Consider the following 19046-nt stretch of genomic DNA (forward strand, 5'->3'; position numbering starts at 1 on the left):
TGCCAATGTATACTGACCAGTGAATATACCTTGCGCGCCGGCCCGCCTAGTCTTGGCGGCATCACCTGCCAGCCTAGAGAGGCGCCTCATGGCCGATCCCATCCTGCTCGACATCTCCGACCGCATCGCCCTGGTCACGCTCAACCGGCCGGAGCGGCTGAATGCGCTCAGCTACGCCCTGATCGATGCGCTGATGGCCGCGCTCGACCGCATCGAGACGGATGCCGGCATCAGGGCCGTGATCCTGACCGGCGCCGGCGACCGTGCCTTCTCTGCAGGCGCCGACATCGACGAATTCTCCGACAGCGTCCGCCAGGGGCGCGCCACCGCGCTGCGCGACTTCGTGCGGCGCGGCCAGGCGATGACCGCGCGGCTGGAGGCGTTCAGGAAGCCGATCATCGCCGCGGTGAACGGGCTTGCGTTCGGCGGCGGCTGCGAGATCACCGAGGCGGTGCATCTGGCCGTGGCCAGCGCGCGCGCCAGCTTCGCCAAGCCGGAGATCCGGCTCGGCATGCCGCCGACCTTCGGCGGCACGCAGCGGCTGCCGCGGCTGATCGGACGCAAGCGCGGGCTCGAGCTGCTGCTGACCGGCGATCCCTTTCCGGCGCGGCACGCGCTCGACATCGGCCTCGTCAACGCGGTGGTGCCGCATGACGAGCTGCTGCCGGCCGCCCGCGCGCTCGCCCAGCGCATCATCCGCCATGGTCCGGACGCCGTTGCCAGCGTGATCACCGCGGCGACGCGCGGCCTCAACATGACGATCGGAGAAGGGCTGCAGGTCGAAGCCGAGCAGTTCGCGAGCCTGGTCGGCGGCCGCGACCTGACGGAAGGCCTGGCGGCGTGGTGCGAACGCCGGCCGCCGCGGCTCTCTCGCTAGACCGGAAATCCCGGCGACTTGCGCGCCAGCCCGTCGAATGCATCGAGCAGCCGCTCGCGCCAGGCGTAGATGCTGTCCGTCTCCTCCAGCAGCTTGAACGGGCTGACCACGCGGGCCCATTGGAAGCCGCCGAACACGATGTAGTCGGCATAGTCTGGCGCATGGCCGCCGATGAAGGGCTGCGCCTTCAAGGTCTGGCGCAGCGGCTCCAGCGATTTGCGGAAGCCGATCACCGCCTGGTCGCGCGGCGCCATGACCTCTTCCAGCCGTTTGTCGAACCGCGCCTCGCGCGAGGTGCGGAAATAGGCTGCGTCCTCGGGCGCGAGGTTCTTCGGGATATCGGCGATGATCAGCGGGAAGATGCCGCCAACGATTGCGATGTCGCCCCACGCGTTCATGAAGCGCGCCATCGCGTGGCCGCCGGCGCCGCCGAACAGCGAGGGACGATCGGGATAAGTATCTTCGAGATAGCCGGCGATCACCCAGGAATCGACGATCGTGCGGTCGCCGTCGAGCAGCACCGGCACCTTCTCCGAACCATGCGGCGCGAGCGCGCTCTTCTCGGTGAAGCGCCAGGGGATCGTCTCCGCGGTCAGTCCCTTGTGCGCCAGCGCCATGCGGGTCCGCCAGCAGAACGGGCTGAACGGGCGCCCGGCATCGGTGCCCACGAGTTCGAACAGCTTCAGTGACATGCTTCGGTCCCCTCTCCCTGCGAGGAGAACGTTCTAGCTCACGACTCGGCCATTGTCGCGCAGCAGCTGCGTGCCGGCCTCGGTGACGCCGATGACGCCGCCGCCCGCGGCCGGCCTGCGCGCGACATAGCCGGCGTCGGCGGCATCCTCCCAGATCGTCAGCCGCGGACAGCTCGTCCGCCACGTCTCGATCACCTCCGCATGGCTGCGCGGCTCCCGAGCGATCCACTCGACGAAATCGAGCACCAGGGCATCGGCTGATCCAGTCATGGCTACCTCATTCGGCTGCAATGGAGCTTTGCGCGATCACCAGCAGCCAGCCGCCGTAAAGAATGTAGTAGCTCGCCACTGCCGTGATGATGCGGTTGGCCCAGACCCGGAACTGCTGCTCGCTCATCGCTTCGAGGATGCGCCGCGCCAGGGTGGTGCCGAGCATCGACGCCGCGATCGCCACGGCCGCGAGCACCGGATCGAGCTGCGCCGCCTGGTCGATGATGCCGCCGAAATAGATCAGCTTGGTGAGATGGCTCGCGACCTGACAGGTCGCCTTGGTGGCGACGATCGACTTGCGGTCGAAGCGCGCGCCGAGGAAGAAGGTGTCGAGCAGCGGGCCGGACACGCCGGTCATCAGCATCAGCCCCATGCAGATCATGCCGTAGACCGCGCCCTGCCACACGCTTTCAGGGTCGGGCTTGAGGCCCGAAGGCATCAGCCGCGCCAGGAACGGGGTGACGCCGAGCAGCAGCAGCGCAACCGGCTTGTCCGGCACGTAGCGGATCAGCGACCACAGGCCGAGCGCCAGCGCGCAGCCGATCAGATACACCGCGACCGGCCGCCAGCGGATGTGCCGCCGCCACAGCACCGCGCGCCAGCCGTTGGAGGCCATCTGCGTGATCGCATGCAGCACCATCGCCGCCGGCAACGGCATGATGGCCAAGAGCACGCCGATCAGGACCAGCCCGCCCGCCATGCCGAACAGCCCCGACAAAAACGCCGTTGCGACCATCAGCAATCCGAGCGCTGCAATCAGGACGGGCGTCATGGCTGATCTCCTCTGCACGCACAGTGTCGCACTGGCGGCGGCGACACAAACCGAGTTATCTTGCCCTGCATCAGTTTTCCTGAGGGCGGCATGCGGCGGCTTCTGTTCCTGAACGGCATCAAGGCATTCGAGGCGGCGGCGCGCACCGGCAGCTTCGCGGCGGCCGGCAGCGAACTCAACGTCTCCGCGGCCGCGATCAGCCGCATGGTCAACCTGCTCGAGCAGCGGCTCGGCGTCGTGCTGTTCGAGCGCAAGGCCAACCGGCTGGCGCTGACCGCCACCGGCCGCGCCTACCAGAGCGGGCTGACGCCGATCTTCGATGCGCTGTCGAGCCTGACCGCACAGATCATGGCGCCGTCGTCGATGCGCGTGCTGACGCTCGGCGTCGGCCCGACCTTCGCGATGAAATGGCTGATCCCGCGGCTGGCGGATTTCAGCACAGAGGAGCCGGACATCGAGGTGCGCATCACCACCGGCGGCGCGGCGGTGCCGTTCGGCGACGATTGGAGCTGCGGCATCAGGCTCGGCGACGGCGCCTGGCCCGGCCTCGTCGCCGAGCCGCTGTTCGCCGCCGATCTCGTGCCGGTGTGCACGCCGCGGCTTGCGGCGACGCTGAAGCGGCCGGCCGATCTCAAGGGTCCGAGCCTGCTGCGGGTGTCGCACGCGGCCGAGGACTGGTCGCTGTGGCTGAAGGCCGCCGGCGTCACCCGCGTGACCGCACGTGGCACCGAGTTCCAGTACTACGGCCATGCGCTGCAGGCCGCGATCGACGGCCTCGGCGTCGCCATGGGCATCCGGCCCTACATCGATGACGATCTCGCCGCGGGACGCCTGGTTGCACCGTTCGCGCTGACCGTCCCAAAAGGCGAGCGCTGGTATCTGGTCTATCGCAGCTTCCAGGCCGGACAGCGCGATTTTTCAGCGTTTCGGCGCTGGATCATGCGCGCGGCCGCGCAATCCGCCACACGGAACGCTCAGCGGAAGGATACTGTCAAAAAAGACACTGCGGTGTGAACCCGTTCACACTTGGCCAGACGTATTCATGCTGTCATTGCCGTTCGGGACATCCAGGACTGGGCAATGACGTACTTGTACGAGGACTTCGCCATCGAGCCGTTCGAAGCAGGAAAAGGCTTGTGGCACGCGCGGATTCGTCGCGCTGACATGACTCCGGTGGTGATCAATGGTGTTTCGTTCCCATCTCTCGAAGTCGGCTTTGCCTGGTCGGATGCGGACATGGCGATCGCCGATGCAAAGAGCCACATCGACCGGTTCCGGAAACGCTGGGGATAGTGCGACGAAATTACAGCCGACGGAGGATATCGATCGAACCCCGGGAAAAGACGGATAGCGCGGCGTGGAGCAATCTCAGAGAGTGTCATCTCCAACTGTCCACCCCTGCGCCCTACGGTTCCGAGCCGCCATTCACAACGCCAATTCGAAATGCCGAGTGTATTCGTAATGCGGACTGCAATTCATGGCTGAGCCTGCCGTCAAACACCTCACTTATTCGGTTCGCACGCGATGCCCGGACTGTGATGCGGAACTGAGCATCCTCAGCGTCATCAATGGTCGCGGCGGCTCTGAGTACTGGGCCCTGCAATGCGTCGCCTGTCACGGCGTCCATCTCGACATCGTCGAGCCTCCCACCCGGCATTAGCCGTCATCCGCGGCGCCGCTCGCTCCGGTGCCCATCAATCCGGCGATCGCTCCCCAGGGCGATCGCCGGTTCATGACCCGCGACTTGTCCACAGATCCTGCTGCCACCATGCTGTCAGCAAGGCGGTGGGTGGCCCGCGATCGCTCTTTCATGTCGGCTCCATCAGTCCCATATTCCGCCCATGGCGAAGACCCCCGACACCCCGAAGAAGCCCGGCCGCACACCGAAATCGAAGGCGCATCGCCCGGACGTTCAGCCGATCGCGCCGGCACTCGCCGAGCTGCTCAACCCCGCCATCAATCGCGGCGAGAGCGGGATCGGGTCCTCGACCGGACTGACGCCGCCGCCCGACAATTCCTGGGACCGCCGCAGCGGCGGCGAGGCCGCAGCGCACCGGGCGCGCGTGTCGACCAGGGACAAGAGCGCCGACGTTGCAAGCCGCGATTCGGCGAACCGCCCGATGCCGCTGCGGCCGAATCCGCAGCCCAGCGGTGCGCGTCGGGCTGAGGTCGCGGGCGACGGCGAGGAGCGGGCCGGTCTGTCCGAAGCCCCGCAGGCCAATTACGGCACGGCGGCCACCATCCCGACGCTCGATCCCGAGCTGGCGCGACAGCTCGGCCTGCCGACGGCCGAGGACGACGACGAGGCCCTGGCGCGCCCGCCGCGCAACAAGATGGAGGCGCTCGGCGTCAAGGCCACGGCGGAAGCGCTGGAGTCGCTGATCCGCGAAGGCCGTCCCGAGTTCCGCAAGGACGACGGCAGCTTGCGAGTGTGGACTCCGCACCGGCCGCCACGTCCGGAGAAGAGCGAAGGCGGCGTCCGCTTCGAGATCAAGTCCGCCTACGAGCCGAAGGGCGATCAGCCGCAGGCGATCAAGGAGCTGGTCGAGGGCATCGCCCGCAACGACCGTACCCAGGTTCTGCTCGGCGTCACCGGTTCGGGCAAGACCTACACCATGGCCAAGGTGATCGAGGCGACGCAGCGTCCGGCGATCATCCTGGCGCCGAACAAGACGCTGGCCGCGCAGCTCTATGGCGAGTTCAAGAGCTTCTTCCCGGACAACGCGGTGGAGTACTTCGTCTCCTATTACGACTACTACCAGCCCGAGGCCTACGTCCCCAGAACCGACACCTATATCGAGAAGGACTCCTCGATCAACGAGCAGATCGACCGCATGCGCCACGCCGCGACGCGCGCGCTGCTGGAGCGCGACGACGTCATCATCGTCGCCTCGGTGTCCTGCATCTACGGTATCGGCTCGGTCGAGACCTACACCGCGATGACCTTTGCGCTGAAGAAGGGCGAGCGCATCGACCAGCGCCAGTTGATCGCCGACCTCGTCGCTCTGCAATACAAGCGCACCCAGCACGACTTTACCCGCGGCACCTTCCGTGTGCGCGGTGACGTCGTCGACATCTTCCCGGCGCACTATGAGGACCGCGCCTGGCGCGTGAACCTGTTCGGCGACACCGTGGAGAATATAGAGGAGTTCGATCCGCTCACCGGTCACAAGCAGGACGAGCTGGAGTTCATCAAGGTCTACGCCAATTCGCACTATGTGACCCCGCGCCCGACTCTGGTGCAGGCGATCAAGTCGATCAAGCATGAGCTCAAGATCCGGCTCGACCAGCTGCACGCGCAGGGCCGCCTGCTCGAGGCGCAGCGGCTGGAGCAGCGCACCACCTTCGACATCGAGATGATGGAGGCGACCGGCAGTTGCGCCGGCATCGAGAACTACTCGCGCTATCTCACGGGGCGCCTGCCCGGCGAGCCGCCGCCGACCTTGTTCGAATACGTCCCCGACAACGCGCTGGTGTTCGCCGACGAGAGCCACGTCACCATCCCGCAGATCGGCGGCATGTTCCGCGGCGACTTCCGCCGCAAGGCAACCCTCGCCGAATACGGCTTCCGCCTGCCCTCCTGCATGGACAATCGCCCGCTGCGCTTCGAGGAGTGGGACATGATGCGGCCGCAGACGGTCGCGGTGTCGGCGACGCCGAGCGGCTGGGAGCTCAACGAGGCCGGCGGCGTGTTCGTCGAGCAGGTCATCCGCCCGACCGGACTGATCGATCCTCCCGTCAACATTCGCCCCGCCCGCACCCAGGTCGACGATCTCCTCGGCGAGGTCCGCGCCACCGCGCAGAAGGGCTATCGCTCGCTGATAACGGTGCTGACCAAGCGCATGGCCGAGGACCTCACCGAATATCTGCACGAGCAGGGCATCCGCGTCCGCTACATGCACAGTGACATCGACACCATCGAGCGCATCGAGATCATCCGCGATCTCCGCTTGGGCGCGTTCGACGCGCTGGTCGGCATCAACCTGCTGCGCGAGGGTCTCGACATTCCCGAATGCGCGCTGGTCGCCATCCTCGACGCCGACAAGGAAGGCTTTCTGCGCAGCGAGACCTCGCTGATCCAGACCATCGGCCGCGCCGCGCGCAACGTCGACGGCAAGGTGATCCTCTATGCCGACCAGATGACCGGCTCGATGGAGCGCGCCATCGCCGAGACCAATCGCCGCCGCGAGAAGCAGGTCGAGTACAACACCATCAATGGCATCACGCCGGAGAGCGTCAAGAAGTCGATCGGCGACATCCTCAACTCGGTCTACGAGCGCGACCACGTGCTGATCGAAACCGGCGGCGGCACCGCCACCGACGACGCGATCTCGATCGGGCACAATTTCGAGACGGTGCTGGCCGATCTCGAAACCCGCATGCGCGAGGCCGCTGCCGATTTGAACTTCGAGGAAGCCGCCCGCCTCCGCGACGAGGTCAAGCGCCTGCGCGCCACCGAGCTCGCCGTCGTCGACGACCCCACCGCCAAGCAGCGCACCGTGCAGAGCAAGGCGGGCGCCTACGCCGGCGCCAAGAAATACGGCGACGCCGCCAATCTGCCGACCACGGCCATGAAGGGCCGCGGCGCGGCCGCGCGCGGCGGTGCGAAGTCCCGCGAGCGCGACCCGCTGGCGCCCTCGATGGACGAAATCCTCGGTGGCGGCTCCCGCCGCGAAGACGGTCCCTCCGCCCCCTCTCCCCGTCCTTCACGGGGTCGGGACGAGCGAAGCTCGCCCTTGGAGGGTCGGGGTGAGGGGCGCCCCACGGGGACTCCCTCCACCTCCAAAGTCCACAAACCCCATCTCGACGAGATGCACGGCCCGGAATCCCTCCCCTACCGCCCCAACGCCAAGCTGCCGCCAAAACCGTTCGGCAGCAGCAGCAAGATCATCCAGCCGACCAACTCCCGCGAGTCGGGCCCGGAGTTCGGCCCCGCGCCACGCTCGACCGGCGGCGCACCGGGCAAGCGTGGCGGGTGGAAGAAGCGGTAGGACGCGTCCATCGAAAGGCCGGAGACTAACAAGAGTCGAACTCACAACTGATACTTCCGGCGCGGCTGCCCCTTCCCCGTCCCCGTGAAGAACGGGGAGGGGGAGTGGACCGTCAGCGGCGGGCAATGATGACAACGGGGTGGGCCGTTGCGTTTATCACGTCGTTGGCGAACTGTTTCTCGACACGGTCGGTGCAACCTCTCCCCGCCCTTGCGGGGAGAGGTCGGATTGCGCAGCAATCCGGGTGAGGGGCATGGCACATGCGGGGCCCAGATCTCAAATCCATCGGACGGGCACGGCGGCTCCGTGTCGATCAGACAGACGCGGAGACTGCGCTGTGGAACAGGATTCGTAACCGCCAACTGGAAGGTTACAAGTTCGTTCGGCAGCGGCCCATTGCGGAATACATCTGCGATTTCGTCTGTCGGGAAATATCTCTCATCATCGAGGTTGATGGCGGGCAGCACAGCGAGTCCGCAGGAGACGTCGTTCGCGATCATCGGCTCGCCGAGGAGGGCTATCGGGTCCTTCGTTTCTGGAACAACGATGTTCTAGGAAATATTGAAGGGGTCCTCACTGTCATTCAGCAAGAGATGGCGAACAAGGGATAGGTCGCTGAGGAAGTGGCACCGCCCGTGCGGCTGCCCCTCACCCCCAACCCTCTCCCCGTGAAGAACGGGGAGAGGGAGCGCACCTCGATTGTGGCGACGGCCGTCCTGCGTCGCTGCTCGTCGTTCCCATCCCTCCCGCCACTTTCCTTCGGAAAATGAAAAATGGCTTGACATTTTCGCCAAATCAGCATTATGGTCCCGCCCGTTCCGTTGCGTCGGAGGGGACGTATCGCGGTCGTCATGGACGTCGGCAGCGGAATGCGGTGGGCATGTCGGGTCGCAGCGTGAAGTGATTTGCGCCGACGAACGATCCGGCATGCACGGTCAAGTCGCGCGGTCCTGATACCCCGACGCTGGTATCACGCTTGCGCCGACGCTCACGCGTCGCGCGAGCAACGGTGGCCAAAAGCCGGTGCACCGGGGAGAACGCGAAGCAGCCGTCAAAACCATCGCGCAGGGAGGGCCGGGCGTTCTCGGCCAGACCTGTGGTACCTGCCGCCTGCATTTTTTTCGCAGGCGGGCCACGGGCGCGGCCAGCGCCCGGCCTTCCCTGCGCCCTTCGATGTGGAGGGCGGTGCTGAGAGCAAAGCTCGGACGCGATGTGCGCCGCGAGAACGAGGCGACGCGTCCCCATACTGATGCAGATTGTAGTTGGAGCCGTGAATGCGCCTCATCCTCGACTGTCGTCCCGGACAAGCCGCAGCGCGCGGCAACGCGTTGCGGCACCGATCCGGGATCCATACGCCGCGGCGATCATGATGAGCAAAAGGTCAACGGTCAGCGTGCCTCAATCAGCACCCTGGGGGTATGGGTCCCGGCGTTCGCCGGGACGACGCGTGTGGGCGGGATTGATGCCAAACACTCCGTTGTCATCGCCCGGCTTGACCGGGCGATCCAGTACTCCGAGACGTTCGTGATTGGATCGATGGGTCGCGGCGTACTGGATTCCCCGCTTTCGCGGGGAATGACAGTGGGGACTAAAGGCGACGCTTCCGATGTAGGGACGGTCAGCTCAATCGAACGAAGTTCGACAGTCTCGGCCGAGATGCCTCAGCCACCCCGTCGAACTCGACAACCTCAATCGACCAACCTCAGTCGAACAGGCTCGACACCGACTCTTCCGCCGCCGTGCGGCCGATCGCTTCGGCGATCAGCGGGGCGATCGGCAGCGCGCGGATGTTCGGGGCGTTGCGCACCGCCTCCGTCGGCATGATGGAGTCGGTGATGACGAGCTCCTTCAGGCGCGACGAGGTGATGCGGGTCGCGGCGCCACCGGAGAGCACGCCATGGGTGATGTAGGCGTAGACGTCCTTGGCGCCGTATTTCAGCAGCGCATCCGCTGCGTTCACCAGCGTGCCGCCGGAATCGACGATGTCGTCGATCAGGATGCAGGTGTGGCCGGAGACGTCGCCGATCACGTTCATGACCTCGGACTCGCCGGGGCGCTCGCGGCGCTTGTCGACGATGGCGAGCGGCGTGTTGATGCGCTTGGCCAGCCCACGGGCGCGCGCCACGCCGCCGACGTCGGGCGACACCACCATGACGTTGGAGAGATCGAAGCGGTCCTTGATGTCGCGCACCATCAGCGGCGCGGCATAGAGATTGTCGGTCGGGATGTCGAAGAAGCCCTGGATCTGCCCGGCATGCAGGTCGAGCGTCATGACGCGGTCGACGCCGGCATGGGTGATCAGGTTGGCGACCAGCTTGGCCGAGATCGGCGTGCGCGAGCCGGACTTGCGGTCCTGACGGGCGTAGCCGAAATACGGAACGACCGCGGTGATGCGGCGCGCGGACGCGCGGCGCAGCGCATCGGTGATGATCAAGAGCTCCATCAGCAGGTCGTTCGCCGGATAGGACGTCGACTGGATGATGAAGACGTCGGAGCCGCGCACGTTCTCCTGGATCTCGACGAAGATCTCCATGTCGGCGAAGCGCCGGACCACGGCCTTCGTCAGCGGCAGGCCGAGCTCGGCGGCGATGCCGGCGGCCAGGGCCGGATTGGAATTTCCGGCGACGAGTTTGATGGAGCCGTTCTTGGCCGACATCGCGAATTCTCCTCGCGGCTCGCTGGAGACCTTGTTCAGCATATCGGGTTATCCGTGGAACCGGCGGTTTTGCACGGGCGAGGTGATATCAAGGACACTGCGCAGCTGGCAACCCGCCGCAGGTGTTTTTCCCGGTCAAAAGCGGCGCAAAATGCGCCTCTTTGCCTAATGGTCGGTGTAGCCGAGGGCGGCGACGCTGGTGCCGTCGGACGACGGCGCGACGGATTCGACGGCGGCAACGGCAGGGCCGCGCGCGGCCGGCACCGCCGGCGGCGCGCTCTCGCTCGGCGGCGTGCCGTTCAGCATGTTGGCGAGCCCGCTGAATCCGGCCTGTGCGATCTTCCTGAGCACCATGTCGTCGACATTGTTCCAGGGATCGCGGCCGCCGCGTCCGACCGGCTCTTCGCCCGACAGCCGCAGGGCGCGCTGCTGATTACGATCGTAGACGTCGAACACCCAGGCGATCACGCTCTTGCCGCTCACGACCTGGGCGGAGAGATAGGTGCGGACGCGATAGGCGGCGGGCGCCTCGCGCGAGACGACGGCAAGGCTGCGCAGCTTGGACTCGCTGTCGAGCACGCTGACCATGCGGTCGAAGATCTGCGGCGGCGGGCCGTCGATCTGCTCGAAGGCGATGGTGGCGCCACTCGACGACGGCGCCATTGCATAGGCGTTGGACGGGCCGCTGCTGCTCGCGCAGCCGCCGAGCGTTGCAGCAGACGCGATCAGCAAGGCGGCAACGCAGGCGTGCTGCGCGGCGCGGCTGATCCGTCGAAGTGGTGTCGGCGCTCCCCTCATCGTCGGGAGCGATATCGTTAAAATCGATTAACGTCTAGGTCGCGGCTGCCACAGATTGGGACAGAGTGCACTCAGTTGTACAGAAAGGGTTAAGCAATCCACATGCGGCCACAATCGCGCCCCGCTTCAGCCTTCCAGCATGATCGCATGAACGTGCCGGCCATAGTCCGGCTCCTTGCGATGCACCGAGCGGCGGTAACTGAAGAAGCGCTCATCCGCATAGGTGTCGAGGCCGAGGTCGTCGATCAGCAGCACGCCGGCATTTTCCAGCCGCATCCGGATGAAGCCGCCGAGGTCGAACATCGCATGCCCCTCGCGGGCCGAGGGCAGGAAGAAGCGCGCATGCTCGGCATCGTCGTCGATGAAGCGGGTGACGAACTCGGCGCCGACCTCGTAGCTCTGCTGGCGGATCAGCGGGCCGATGGCGGCAATGATCCGGCCGCGCTCGGCGCCGAGTTGCTCCATCGCCTGCAGCGTCGCTTCGAGCACACCGGTCAATGCCCCCTTCCAGCCGGCATGCGCCGCGCCGATCACGCGCCGCTCGGGATCGGCGAACAGAATCGGCCCGCAATCGGCCGTCGTCACCCCGATCGCCAGATTGGGCGTTGCGGTGACCAGCGCATCGGCCTTCGGCCGGACCGGACCTTCCCATGGTCCGGTGGCAACCACGACGTCGGGCGAATGGATCTGATGAACGCTGAGGAATTGCTCGGGCGCGACGCCGAGATGCAGCGCCATGCGGCGGCGGTTTTCCCTGATGGCGCCCGGCTGATCGTTCGATCCCAGGCCGCCATTGAGGCCCGCATAGATGCCGTCGGAGACGCCGCCCTCGCGGGTGAAGAAGGCGTGGCGCAGCCCCGGGATCGCGGACATCACATCCGATGACACCAGCATCACGCGCCTCCCGTCTTCTCGTTGGTGTGCTCGTCGCTGATCCCGGCCAGCATGGGAATCGACGGATCGGACACGCCGAGCACCTTGAACAGCGAGCCCATGCCCTCGCGGCCGCCGCCGGTGAGGCGCTTCAGGCCGCTCGCAATGTCTGCGGAGACCTCGGGCGAGGCCTTCTGCATCAATGTGAGCGCCCGCGTCTCGATGCCGAGCCGCTGCAGGAACTCGCCCTGCGTGACCGGACCGTGCACGCGCGCGCCGACGGCATCCGCCGCTCGCGCGAGCGCATCGAAGTCGACATGCGCGGTGATGTCGGCAAGGCCGGGCGTCTTCAGCGGATCGGCGAAGCTGTGGCGGGCGATCGCCTGGAACGTGTCGCCGACATCGCTGCGGACATGGCCGTAATCGACGATCACCGCGGCGCCGCGCTGCTCGCGGAGGCGCTTGGCAATCGCCATCATCTCCGTGTTCGGCCGCCATTCGAAGATCGCGCCGGCCGGCGCGGCGCGCACCAGCGGCGGCAGCAGCAGTTCGAATCCCGCGGTCGGATCAGCGGCCGCGCCATAGACGAAGTTCTCCTCCTCGTCGAGCTCGACCACGCGCTCGTGCCAGCCGGTCTCGCGCCGGACCATCTGGTGCACCGGCAGCACGTCGAAATACTCATTGGCGAAGATGACGCTCGGCCCCTCCGGCACGTCGTCGAAGCTGTCGTGCCAGGTGACGTTGCGCAGCCCGGTCAGCGTCGCCTTCTGCTTCTCGCGCAGCACGGGATTGATCTCCACCAGATGCACCGAGAGCGTCTGGTACAGCGGCGGCAGCACGCGCAGCGCGCGCAGCGCATCCGACATCATGGTGCCGCGGCCCGGCCCCAGCTCGATCAGCCGGAACTGCTGCGGCGATCCGGCCGCCTTCCAGATCGACGCCGCCCACAGGCCGAGCAGCTCGCCGAACATCTGGCTCACCTCGGGCGCGGTGGTGAAGTCGCCCTCGCGTCCGAGCGGATCGCGCGAGATGTAGTAGCCGTGCTCGGGGTGCATCAGGCACAGCTCCATGTAGCGCCAGACCGGCATCGGACCGGACGCCTTGATCAGCCGCTTGATCTCGGTGTGGAGCGGAGACGTCTCGATCACGGATGGGCCTGCAGCGAGGGAGTGGCCTGATGTACGCCGGGCTTGCGCAGCGCCCTGATCACCAGGATCGCACCGACGATCAGCATCGGCACCGACAGCAGCATGCCCATGGTCATGCCGCGCCAGAGGAAGCCGAGTTGCGGATCCGGTTCGCGGAACAGCTCGCTGACGATGCGGGCTGTGCCATACAGGGCGACGAAGCTACCAAGCACCAAGCCGGGCCGCTTCAATGCCCCGAACCGGATCATGACAGCCAGGATGCAAAACAGCAGCAGGCCCTCGAGGCCGGCCTCGTAGAGCTGGCTCGGGTGACGCGGCAGATGGGTGGGATCGGTCGGAAAGATCATGGCCCAAGGGAGATCAGGATCAGCTGCCCTGCCCCACAGTTCCGGTTTGATGAAATTGGCGATGCGGCCCAGCAGCAGGCCGATCGGCGCGACCGCGGTGGTGATGTCGCCGAGGGAGAGGATCGGCAGGCCGTTGCGGCGGGCAAACCAGATCACGGCAATGACGCAGCCCATGAAGCCGCCATGGAACGACATGCCGCCGTTCCACAGCTGGAAGATGTCGAGCGGATCCTGGATGAAGTGAGGGAGATTGTAGAACAGCACATAGCCGGTGCGGCCGCCCAGAATGATGCCGATCGTGACCCAAAGGATGAAGTCGTCCAGCTGGACGGCGGACACCGGCGCCGGGCCGCCCCACAGCCGCTCCTTCTTCAGGAGCGAGCGGGCATAGAACCATCCGATCACGATGCCGCAGATATAGGCCAGCGCGTACCAGCGGATGGCGAGCGGGCCGATCGCGATCGCGACCGGATCGAACACGGGGAAGTCGATGAGGAGAGGCGTCATTTACAGGCTTTCATGGGCACGGCATTCCGGTGTCCGGGGAAGCACGCGGGCGATGCGGGCTCTGAACGGGCCCCGCCACAAGGACGGCGCGATGTCATCCATCGATGTCATCCAGGGCCGCTCATACAGCGCGGCGGGCCGACGCAACAAGTACGATGACAAGGAAACCGCGGCATGACAAGACGGGCCCATCTTGAAGGTGGCGGGACGGATCGCCATCCTGTGAGCGAGCGCGAGGCGGAAAGCGGAGTTTGAGCATGACCCAGACCAACAACCGGTTTTTCGACGAGATCGGCCGCCTGATGAACGACGCCGCCGGCGCCGCCCAGGGCATGAAGCGGGAGGTCGATTCCGTCATCCGCAACCAGGCGGAAAAGATCCTGAACGACCTCGACATCGTGAAGCGCGAGGAGTTCGAGGCGGTCAAGGACATGGCCCGGCTCGCCCGCGAGGAGAACGAGGCGCTGAAGGCGCGGATCGCGGCGCTGGAGGCCAAGCTCGGCGGAGCGGCCGGCACGCCGGGCGCCGGCAGCGCGGATGGCTGATGCCGGGGGCAAATCGGACCGGGACGGGACGAAGGGGCCGCCTGCCCCTTCATTTCCTTGTCATTTCCCGGGTTTGCCGCTAGAACGCCGCCACGTCCGCGGCCCCCGCACCCCTGGAGGCTTGCCGAAGGACGTCCAGCAACGGGCCGCATTGCGGCCTTTAACTTTTTAAAACAAGGACTTAAGCAAGATGGCGACCGTCAGAGAACTGAAGGCGACCGCCCGTCCGTCAGTCGGCAAGGGGGCCGCACGGGCAGAGCGTCGCGCCGGGAGAGTGCCCGGAGTGATTTATGGAGACAACCAGCCCCCGCTGCCGATCTCGGTGGAAGACCGCGAGCTGCGCCAGCGCATCCTCGCAGGCCGGTTTCTGACCACGATCTTCGACATCAGCCTCGACGGCAAGAAGCACCGGGTGATCCCGCGCGACTTCCATCTCGATCCGGTCAAGGACTTCCCGATCCACGTCGACTTCATGCGGCTCGGCCAGGGCGCGACCATCCGCGTCAGCGTGCCGCTGCACGTGGTGGGCTCGGAAGGCGCGCCGGGCGTCAAGCGTGGCGGCACGGTCAACATCGTGACCCACACCCTCGAGCTCGAGTGCCTCGCGGAGAACATTCCGCAGTTCATCGAGGCCGATGTCAGCGCGCTGGAAATCAACCACTCGCTGCACATCTCCGACGTCAAGCTGCCGACCGGCGTGAAGACGCTGTCGCGCGACGACGCCACGCTGGTCACCATCGTGCCGCCGTCGGGTTATGGCGAGGAGCAGAAGGCTGCTGCTGGCGCTGCCGCGGCTCCCGCTGCCGCCGCTCCGGCTGCCGGTGCCAAGGCCCCTGCCGCCGCCGCGAAGGCTCCTGCCGCCGCAGCCAAGGCCCCCGAGAAGAAGAAGTAAGCCGATCCGCTGTCGGGGCGCGCGGGCTGGTCCTGCGCGCCCCGGAGCGACGGCAGATCCCGGTGCCGCGCCATGCTGCTGTTCGTCGGTCTCGGCAATCCCGGCGCGAAATACGCGCGCAACCGGCACAATATCGGCTTCATGGCCGTGGACGAGATTTCCCGGCGCCACCGCTTCTCGCCGTGGCGCCGCCGGTTTCAAGGCGAGACCTCGGAAGGTGCGCTCGACGGCGAGCGCGTCATTCTTCTGAAGCCGACGACCTATATGAACGAGTCCGGCCGCGCGGTGCAGGAAGCGGCCAGCTTCTTCAAGCTCGGGATCGGCGACGTCACCGTGTTTCAGGACGAGCTGGAACTGCCGCCCGGCAAGCTGCGCGTGAAGGTCGGTGGCGGCATTGCCGGACATAACGGGCTGCGCTCGATCTCGGCGCATCTCGGCAACGACTACCGCCGCGTCCGCCTCGGTATCGGCCATCCCGGCGTCAAGGAGCTGGTGCACGGCCACGTGCTGTCGGACTTCGCCAAGTCCGAGATGCCCTGGGTCGAGGCGCTGTGCGAGGCGGTGGCCGACAATGCAGGTTTGTTGACCGGCAAGCGCGACTCCACCTTCGCCAACAAGGTGCATCTGGCGCTGCAGGCCAAAGGTTTTCTGGACAAGGGCGACGCCGGCGCCGCGTGAGGCGCGCGCGGTTGTCGCTGTGAGAGGATGCGAGACGGATCATGGGATTCAAATGCGGGATCGTCGGTCTGCCTAACGTCGGCAAGTCGACGCTGTTCAACGCGCTGACGGAGACGGCAGCGGCGCAGGCGGCGAACTATCCGTTCTGCACCATCGAGCCGAATGTCGGCGAGGTCGCCGTGCCCGATCCGCGGCTGGAGAAGCTCGCGGCCATTGCCAAGTCGGGCCAGATCATTCCGACGCGGCTGACCTTCGTCGACATCGCGGGCCTCGTCCGCGGCGCCTCCAAGGGTGAAGGCCTCGGCAACCAGTTTCTCGCCAACATCCGCGAGGTCGACGCCATCGCGCATGTGGTGCGCTGCTTCGAGGATTCCGACATCACCCATGTCGAGGGCAAGATCGCCCCGCTCGCCGACATCGAGACCATCGAGACCGAGCTGATGCTGGCCGATCTCGACAGCCTCGAGAAGCGCGTCGACAACCTCGCCAAGAAAGCCAAGGGCGGCGACAAGGACGCCAAGGAGCAGCACGATCTCGTCACCCGCGCGCTGGTGCTGCTGCGCGACGGCAAGCCGGCGCGGCTGCTGGAGCGCAAGCCGGAGGAGGAGCGGGCCTTCGGCATGCTCGGCCTGCTGAGCTCGAAGCCGGTGCTGTACGTCTGCAACGTCGAGGAAGGCTCGGCCAAGGACGGCAACAGCTTTTCGCAGGCCGTGTTCGCGCGCGCCAAGGAAGAAGGCGCGATCGCCGTCGTGATCTCCGCCAAGATCGAATCGGAGATCGCGACCCTGTCGCGCGAGGAGCGCGTCGATTTCCTCGAGACTTTGGGCCTCGAAGAAGCCGGCCTCGACCGGCTGATCCGGGCCGGCTATCAGCTGCTCGACCTGATCACCTACTTTACCGTCGGCCCGAAGGAGGCCCGCGCCTGGACCATCCACCGCGGCACCAAGGCCCCGGCGGCGGCGGGCGTCATTCACACCGATTTCGAGAAGGGCTTCATCCGCGCCGAGACGATCGCCTATGCCGACTACGTCGCGCTCGGCGGCGAGGCCGGGGCGCGTGAGGGCGGCAAGCTGCGGCTCGAGGGCAAGGAGTATGTCGTCGCCGACGGCGACGTGATGCACTTCCGCTTCAACAATTGAGGCGCCGCATGGGGCGGACTACATCCGCCCCTGCTCACGGATCGCGCCGAGGTGCTCGTTGATGCGGAAGACGATCAGCACGAATTCGGCGATGATGCGCGAGAACACCATGCCGACGATGACGCCGGCGAGCGACGAGAGCAGCAGCAGGAAGCCGCCGAACGGGCTGATCGCCATCTCGGCAAGGCCGGTGAAGATGCCGCGGATGCCCCAGAGAATGATGAGCGCAATCACCAGCCAATAGAACGTCTTGATGATGGTGGGCGTGATGAAGCGGTCCCACTGGAACAAATCGCGAAATTCCAACATCCTGATCCCCCAGCCACTTCCGAATCGCAACGCAAATCCGTCTTTAAGTCCTGCTCGAATCCGGCGCCAGACGGCAGGCGCGGCAGCCGAATTGATCCCGGTATCTGGCGCCTTCTGGCACTCTCGTGCGACGTGACCGGGCCTCAGCCATGCGAGCGGCCCGGTTGTGATTGCTGCAAAGTGCGGCCACAATCGGGCTTCTTTCAGCCATTCCCGACCCCATGACCCTCACCTTCGAAGATTTTCCCCAAGGCCCGTTCGGCAGCTTCGGCCCGCGACACGTCTCGCGCGACGAGATCATCGCCTTTGCGTCCGAGTTCGATCCGCAGCCGATGCACCTGGACGACGAGGCTGCTTCGCAGTCGATGCTCAAGGGCCTTTCAGGGTCAGGCTGGCATCTGTGCTCGCTGATGATGCGCATGATGTTCGACGGCTTCATCGGCCGCACCGCCTCGCTGGGCTCACCGGGGGTCAACGAGGTGCGCTGGCTGTCGCCATTGCGACCGAACGACGAACTGATGCTCGATGTGGAGGTGAAGGAGTGCCGGGTGTCGCGCAGCCGGCCGTCGACCGGGATCGTCACGTTCAAATGCAGCGTGCGCAACAAGGCCGGCGAGAGGCTTTGCGAGATGGAATCTCCGATCATCGTCGAGCGGCGTGAGCGCAGCGGGCAGGTCGTCTGATGCGCTTCTTCGAGGATCTTCAGGTCGGCCAGCGCCGCGAGCTCGGCTCCTACACGTTCACTGCGGAGCAGATCAAACGCTTCGCCGCGCAATTCGATCCGCAGCGCTTTCACCTCGACGAGGAGGAAGGCCGCAACTCGCTGTTCGGCGGGCTCGCCGCCTCCGGCTGGCATATCGGCTCGGTCTGCATGAAGCTGATCATCGCCGACAATCAACGGCTCGCGGAGATCGCGCGCTCGCGCGGCGAGCCGGTCGCGGTCGGGGGCCCCTCGCCCGGATTTCGTGAGCTGCGCTGGCTCAAGCCCGTGCTTGCCGGCGACACGATCAGCTTCGTGAGCGAGATTGATTCGCTTCGTGCATCGGCGTCGCGTCCGCAGTGGGGCATCTTGCAGGCGCGCAATACCGGCACCAATCAGCACGGTGAACTGGTGTTCTCCGTGCTCGCATCGGCCTTCGTGCCGAGACGGAACAATGGTTGAGGCGAAAAGGTCACGCTGCGTAGGATTGTCAGCACGGAACGAACTTCGCGCTAACGCATTCTGAACCCCGACTCTATAAGACAGCCCATCAGGGATCAGGATGTGGGGGATGAACATGGCAGATCGCAGCGGTCTGAAACTCCTCGGCTTTATCTTTGCCAGCGTGACGCTCGCGGTAATGCTTGCGACGGGAATGGTCGTAAAGGGATATGCCGACGGCTCGTATTCGCTGGAGACCTCGGCCTCCGTCGAAGAGTGACGATCTTAAATCTTTATTAACTACGACGAGCGGCGCAGCCGTTCGTAGCGGCGGTCTAACGGCTCCAGATGAGCACCATGACCGCCATCGCAATCACCAGCAATCCGACGAAGCGGACCATGATGGTCCCG

Annotated in this window: 21 protein-coding genes; 12 read left to right on the top strand and 9 right to left on the bottom strand. The window is 66.0% G+C overall.

The window, feature by feature from the left end; genetic code table 11:
- Window positions 1-88: 88 nt before the first annotated feature.
- A complete protein-coding gene (locus QX108_RS25415; RefSeq protein WP_315787451.1) occupies window positions 89-877 on the top strand; it encodes a crotonase/enoyl-CoA hydratase family protein in 789 nt (262 codons plus the stop codon).
- Here the strand turns inward: QX108_RS25415 and QX108_RS25420 are convergent.
- From QX108_RS25420 to QX108_RS25430, 3 genes are read right to left on the bottom strand one after another with little or no spacing between them, the layout of a single operon-like run.
- Window positions 874-1569 carry a glutathione S-transferase family protein gene (locus QX108_RS25420; RefSeq protein WP_315787452.1) on the bottom strand — a complete coding sequence of 232 codons (696 nt, stop codon included), beginning with the start codon at window positions 1567-1569 and terminating at the stop codon, window positions 874-876. The genes QX108_RS25415 and QX108_RS25420 overlap by 4 nt on opposite strands.
- Window positions 1570-1602: 33 nt before the next feature.
- Entirely contained in the window at window positions 1603-1839 is a 237-nt protein-coding gene (locus tag QX108_RS25425; protein ID WP_315787454.1) for a hypothetical protein, read from the bottom strand.
- A 7-nt stretch (window positions 1840-1846) separates the two neighbouring features.
- A complete protein-coding gene (locus QX108_RS25430) occupies window positions 1847-2611 on the bottom strand; it encodes a sulfite exporter TauE/SafE family protein (protein WP_315787456.1) in 765 nt (254 codons plus the stop codon).
- Window positions 2612-2701: 90 nt separating this feature from the next.
- On the opposite strand from QX108_RS25430, the gene QX108_RS25435 reads away from it, so the two are divergent.
- The 4 genes from QX108_RS25435 (at window position 2702) to QX108_RS25455 (ending at window position 8213) form a co-directional block, all read left to right on the top strand.
- Window positions 2702-3625: a LysR substrate-binding domain-containing protein gene (locus QX108_RS25435; RefSeq protein ID WP_172112390.1), complete on the top strand. Its 924-nt coding sequence runs from the start codon at window positions 2702-2704 to the stop codon at window positions 3623-3625.
- A 66-nt stretch (window positions 3626-3691) separates the two neighbouring features.
- Window positions 3692-3904: a hypothetical protein gene (locus tag QX108_RS25440; RefSeq protein WP_172112391.1), complete on the top strand. Its 213-nt coding sequence runs from the start codon at window positions 3692-3694 to the stop codon at window positions 3902-3904.
- 548 nt (window positions 3905-4452) lie between these two features.
- Window positions 4453-7602, top strand: coding sequence for an excinuclease ABC subunit UvrB (gene uvrB, locus QX108_RS25450; RefSeq protein ID WP_315787459.1), 3150 nt, complete (start codon window positions 4453-4455; stop codon window positions 7600-7602).
- 260 nt (window positions 7603-7862) lie between these two features.
- Window positions 7863-8213: an endonuclease domain-containing protein gene (locus tag QX108_RS25455; RefSeq protein WP_315787460.1), complete on the top strand. Its 351-nt coding sequence runs from the start codon at window positions 7863-7865 to the stop codon at window positions 8211-8213.
- Window positions 8214-9304: 1091 nt separating this feature from the next.
- Here QX108_RS25455 and QX108_RS25460 read toward each other — a convergent pair.
- The 5 genes from QX108_RS25460 to lgt all read right to left on the bottom strand — a co-directional run bounded on the left by QX108_RS25460 (window position 9305) and on the right by lgt (window position 13931).
- Window positions 9305-10258 (bottom strand): ribose-phosphate pyrophosphokinase, encoded by a 954-nt coding sequence (locus QX108_RS25460; protein WP_172112515.1) that lies wholly within the window; start codon window positions 10256-10258, stop codon window positions 9305-9307.
- Window positions 10259-10423: 165 nt separating this feature from the next.
- Window positions 10424-10987, bottom strand: coding sequence for a hypothetical protein (locus tag QX108_RS25465; protein ID WP_315726381.1), 564 nt, complete (start codon window positions 10985-10987; stop codon window positions 10424-10426).
- A 195-nt stretch (window positions 10988-11182) separates the two neighbouring features.
- Window positions 11183-11929 (bottom strand): peptidoglycan editing factor PgeF, encoded by a 747-nt coding sequence (gene pgeF, locus QX108_RS25470; RefSeq protein WP_409998560.1) that lies wholly within the window; start codon window positions 11927-11929, stop codon window positions 11183-11185.
- A gap of 20 nt (window positions 11930-11949) precedes the next feature.
- Window positions 11950-13077 carry a class I SAM-dependent methyltransferase gene (locus QX108_RS25475; RefSeq protein WP_172132318.1) on the bottom strand — a complete coding sequence of 376 codons (1128 nt, stop codon included), beginning with the start codon at window positions 13075-13077 and terminating at the stop codon, window positions 11950-11952.
- A complete protein-coding gene (gene lgt / locus QX108_RS25480; RefSeq protein ID WP_315721722.1) occupies window positions 13074-13931 on the bottom strand; it encodes a prolipoprotein diacylglyceryl transferase in 858 nt (285 codons plus the stop codon). Before lgt ends, QX108_RS25475 begins: the two co-directional genes overlap by 4 nt.
- Before the next feature lie 257 nt (window positions 13932-14188).
- Here lgt and QX108_RS25485 point away from each other — a divergent pair, with 257 nt between their 5' ends.
- From QX108_RS25485 to ychF, 4 genes are all read left to right on the top strand, one after another.
- Entirely contained in the window at window positions 14189-14476 is a 288-nt protein-coding gene (locus tag QX108_RS25485) for an accessory factor UbiK family protein (protein WP_172112398.1), read from the top strand.
- A 190-nt stretch (window positions 14477-14666) separates the two neighbouring features.
- Window positions 14667-15368, top strand: a complete 702-nt coding sequence (locus QX108_RS25490; protein ID WP_315787462.1) for a 50S ribosomal protein L25/general stress protein Ctc — start codon at window positions 14667-14669, stop codon at window positions 15366-15368.
- 72 nt (window positions 15369-15440) lie between these two features.
- Window positions 15441-16046 (top strand): aminoacyl-tRNA hydrolase, encoded by a 606-nt coding sequence (gene pth / locus QX108_RS25495; RefSeq protein ID WP_315787463.1) that lies wholly within the window; start codon window positions 15441-15443, stop codon window positions 16044-16046.
- A gap of 41 nt (window positions 16047-16087) precedes the next feature.
- A complete protein-coding gene (ychF, locus tag QX108_RS25500) occupies window positions 16088-17185 on the top strand; it encodes a redox-regulated ATPase YchF (RefSeq protein WP_009029536.1) in 1098 nt (365 codons plus the stop codon).
- Window positions 17186-17203: 18 nt separating this feature from the next.
- Here ychF and QX108_RS25505 read toward each other — a convergent pair whose 3' ends face one another.
- Window positions 17204-17494, bottom strand: coding sequence for a DUF4282 domain-containing protein (locus QX108_RS25505; protein WP_172112402.1), 291 nt, complete (start codon window positions 17492-17494; stop codon window positions 17204-17206).
- Window positions 17495-17715: 221 nt separating this feature from the next.
- On the opposite strand from QX108_RS25505, the gene QX108_RS25510 reads away from it, so the two are divergent.
- The 3 genes from QX108_RS25510 to QX108_RS25520 all read left to right on the top strand — a co-directional run bounded on the left by QX108_RS25510 (window position 17716) and on the right by QX108_RS25520 (window position 18915).
- Window positions 17716-18177 carry a MaoC family dehydratase gene (locus QX108_RS25510; protein ID WP_315726383.1) on the top strand — a complete coding sequence of 154 codons (462 nt, stop codon included), beginning with the start codon at window positions 17716-17718 and terminating at the stop codon, window positions 18175-18177.
- A complete protein-coding gene (locus QX108_RS25515) occupies window positions 18177-18656 on the top strand; it encodes a MaoC family dehydratase (RefSeq protein ID WP_315787464.1) in 480 nt (159 codons plus the stop codon). Before QX108_RS25510 ends, QX108_RS25515 begins: the two co-directional genes overlap by 1 nt.
- Window positions 18657-18765: 109 nt before the next feature.
- Complete coding sequence (locus QX108_RS25520) at window positions 18766-18915, top strand: hypothetical protein (protein WP_172112180.1); 150 nt, start codon at window positions 18766-18768, stop codon at window positions 18913-18915.
- The last annotated feature ends 131 nt before the right edge of the window (window positions 18916-19046 follow it).

The organism is Bradyrhizobium sp. SZCCHNR1002 (genome assembly GCF_032381435.1).
In the GTDB taxonomy this organism is placed as follows: Bacteria; Pseudomonadota; Alphaproteobacteria; order Rhizobiales; family Xanthobacteraceae; genus Bradyrhizobium; species Bradyrhizobium aeschynomenes.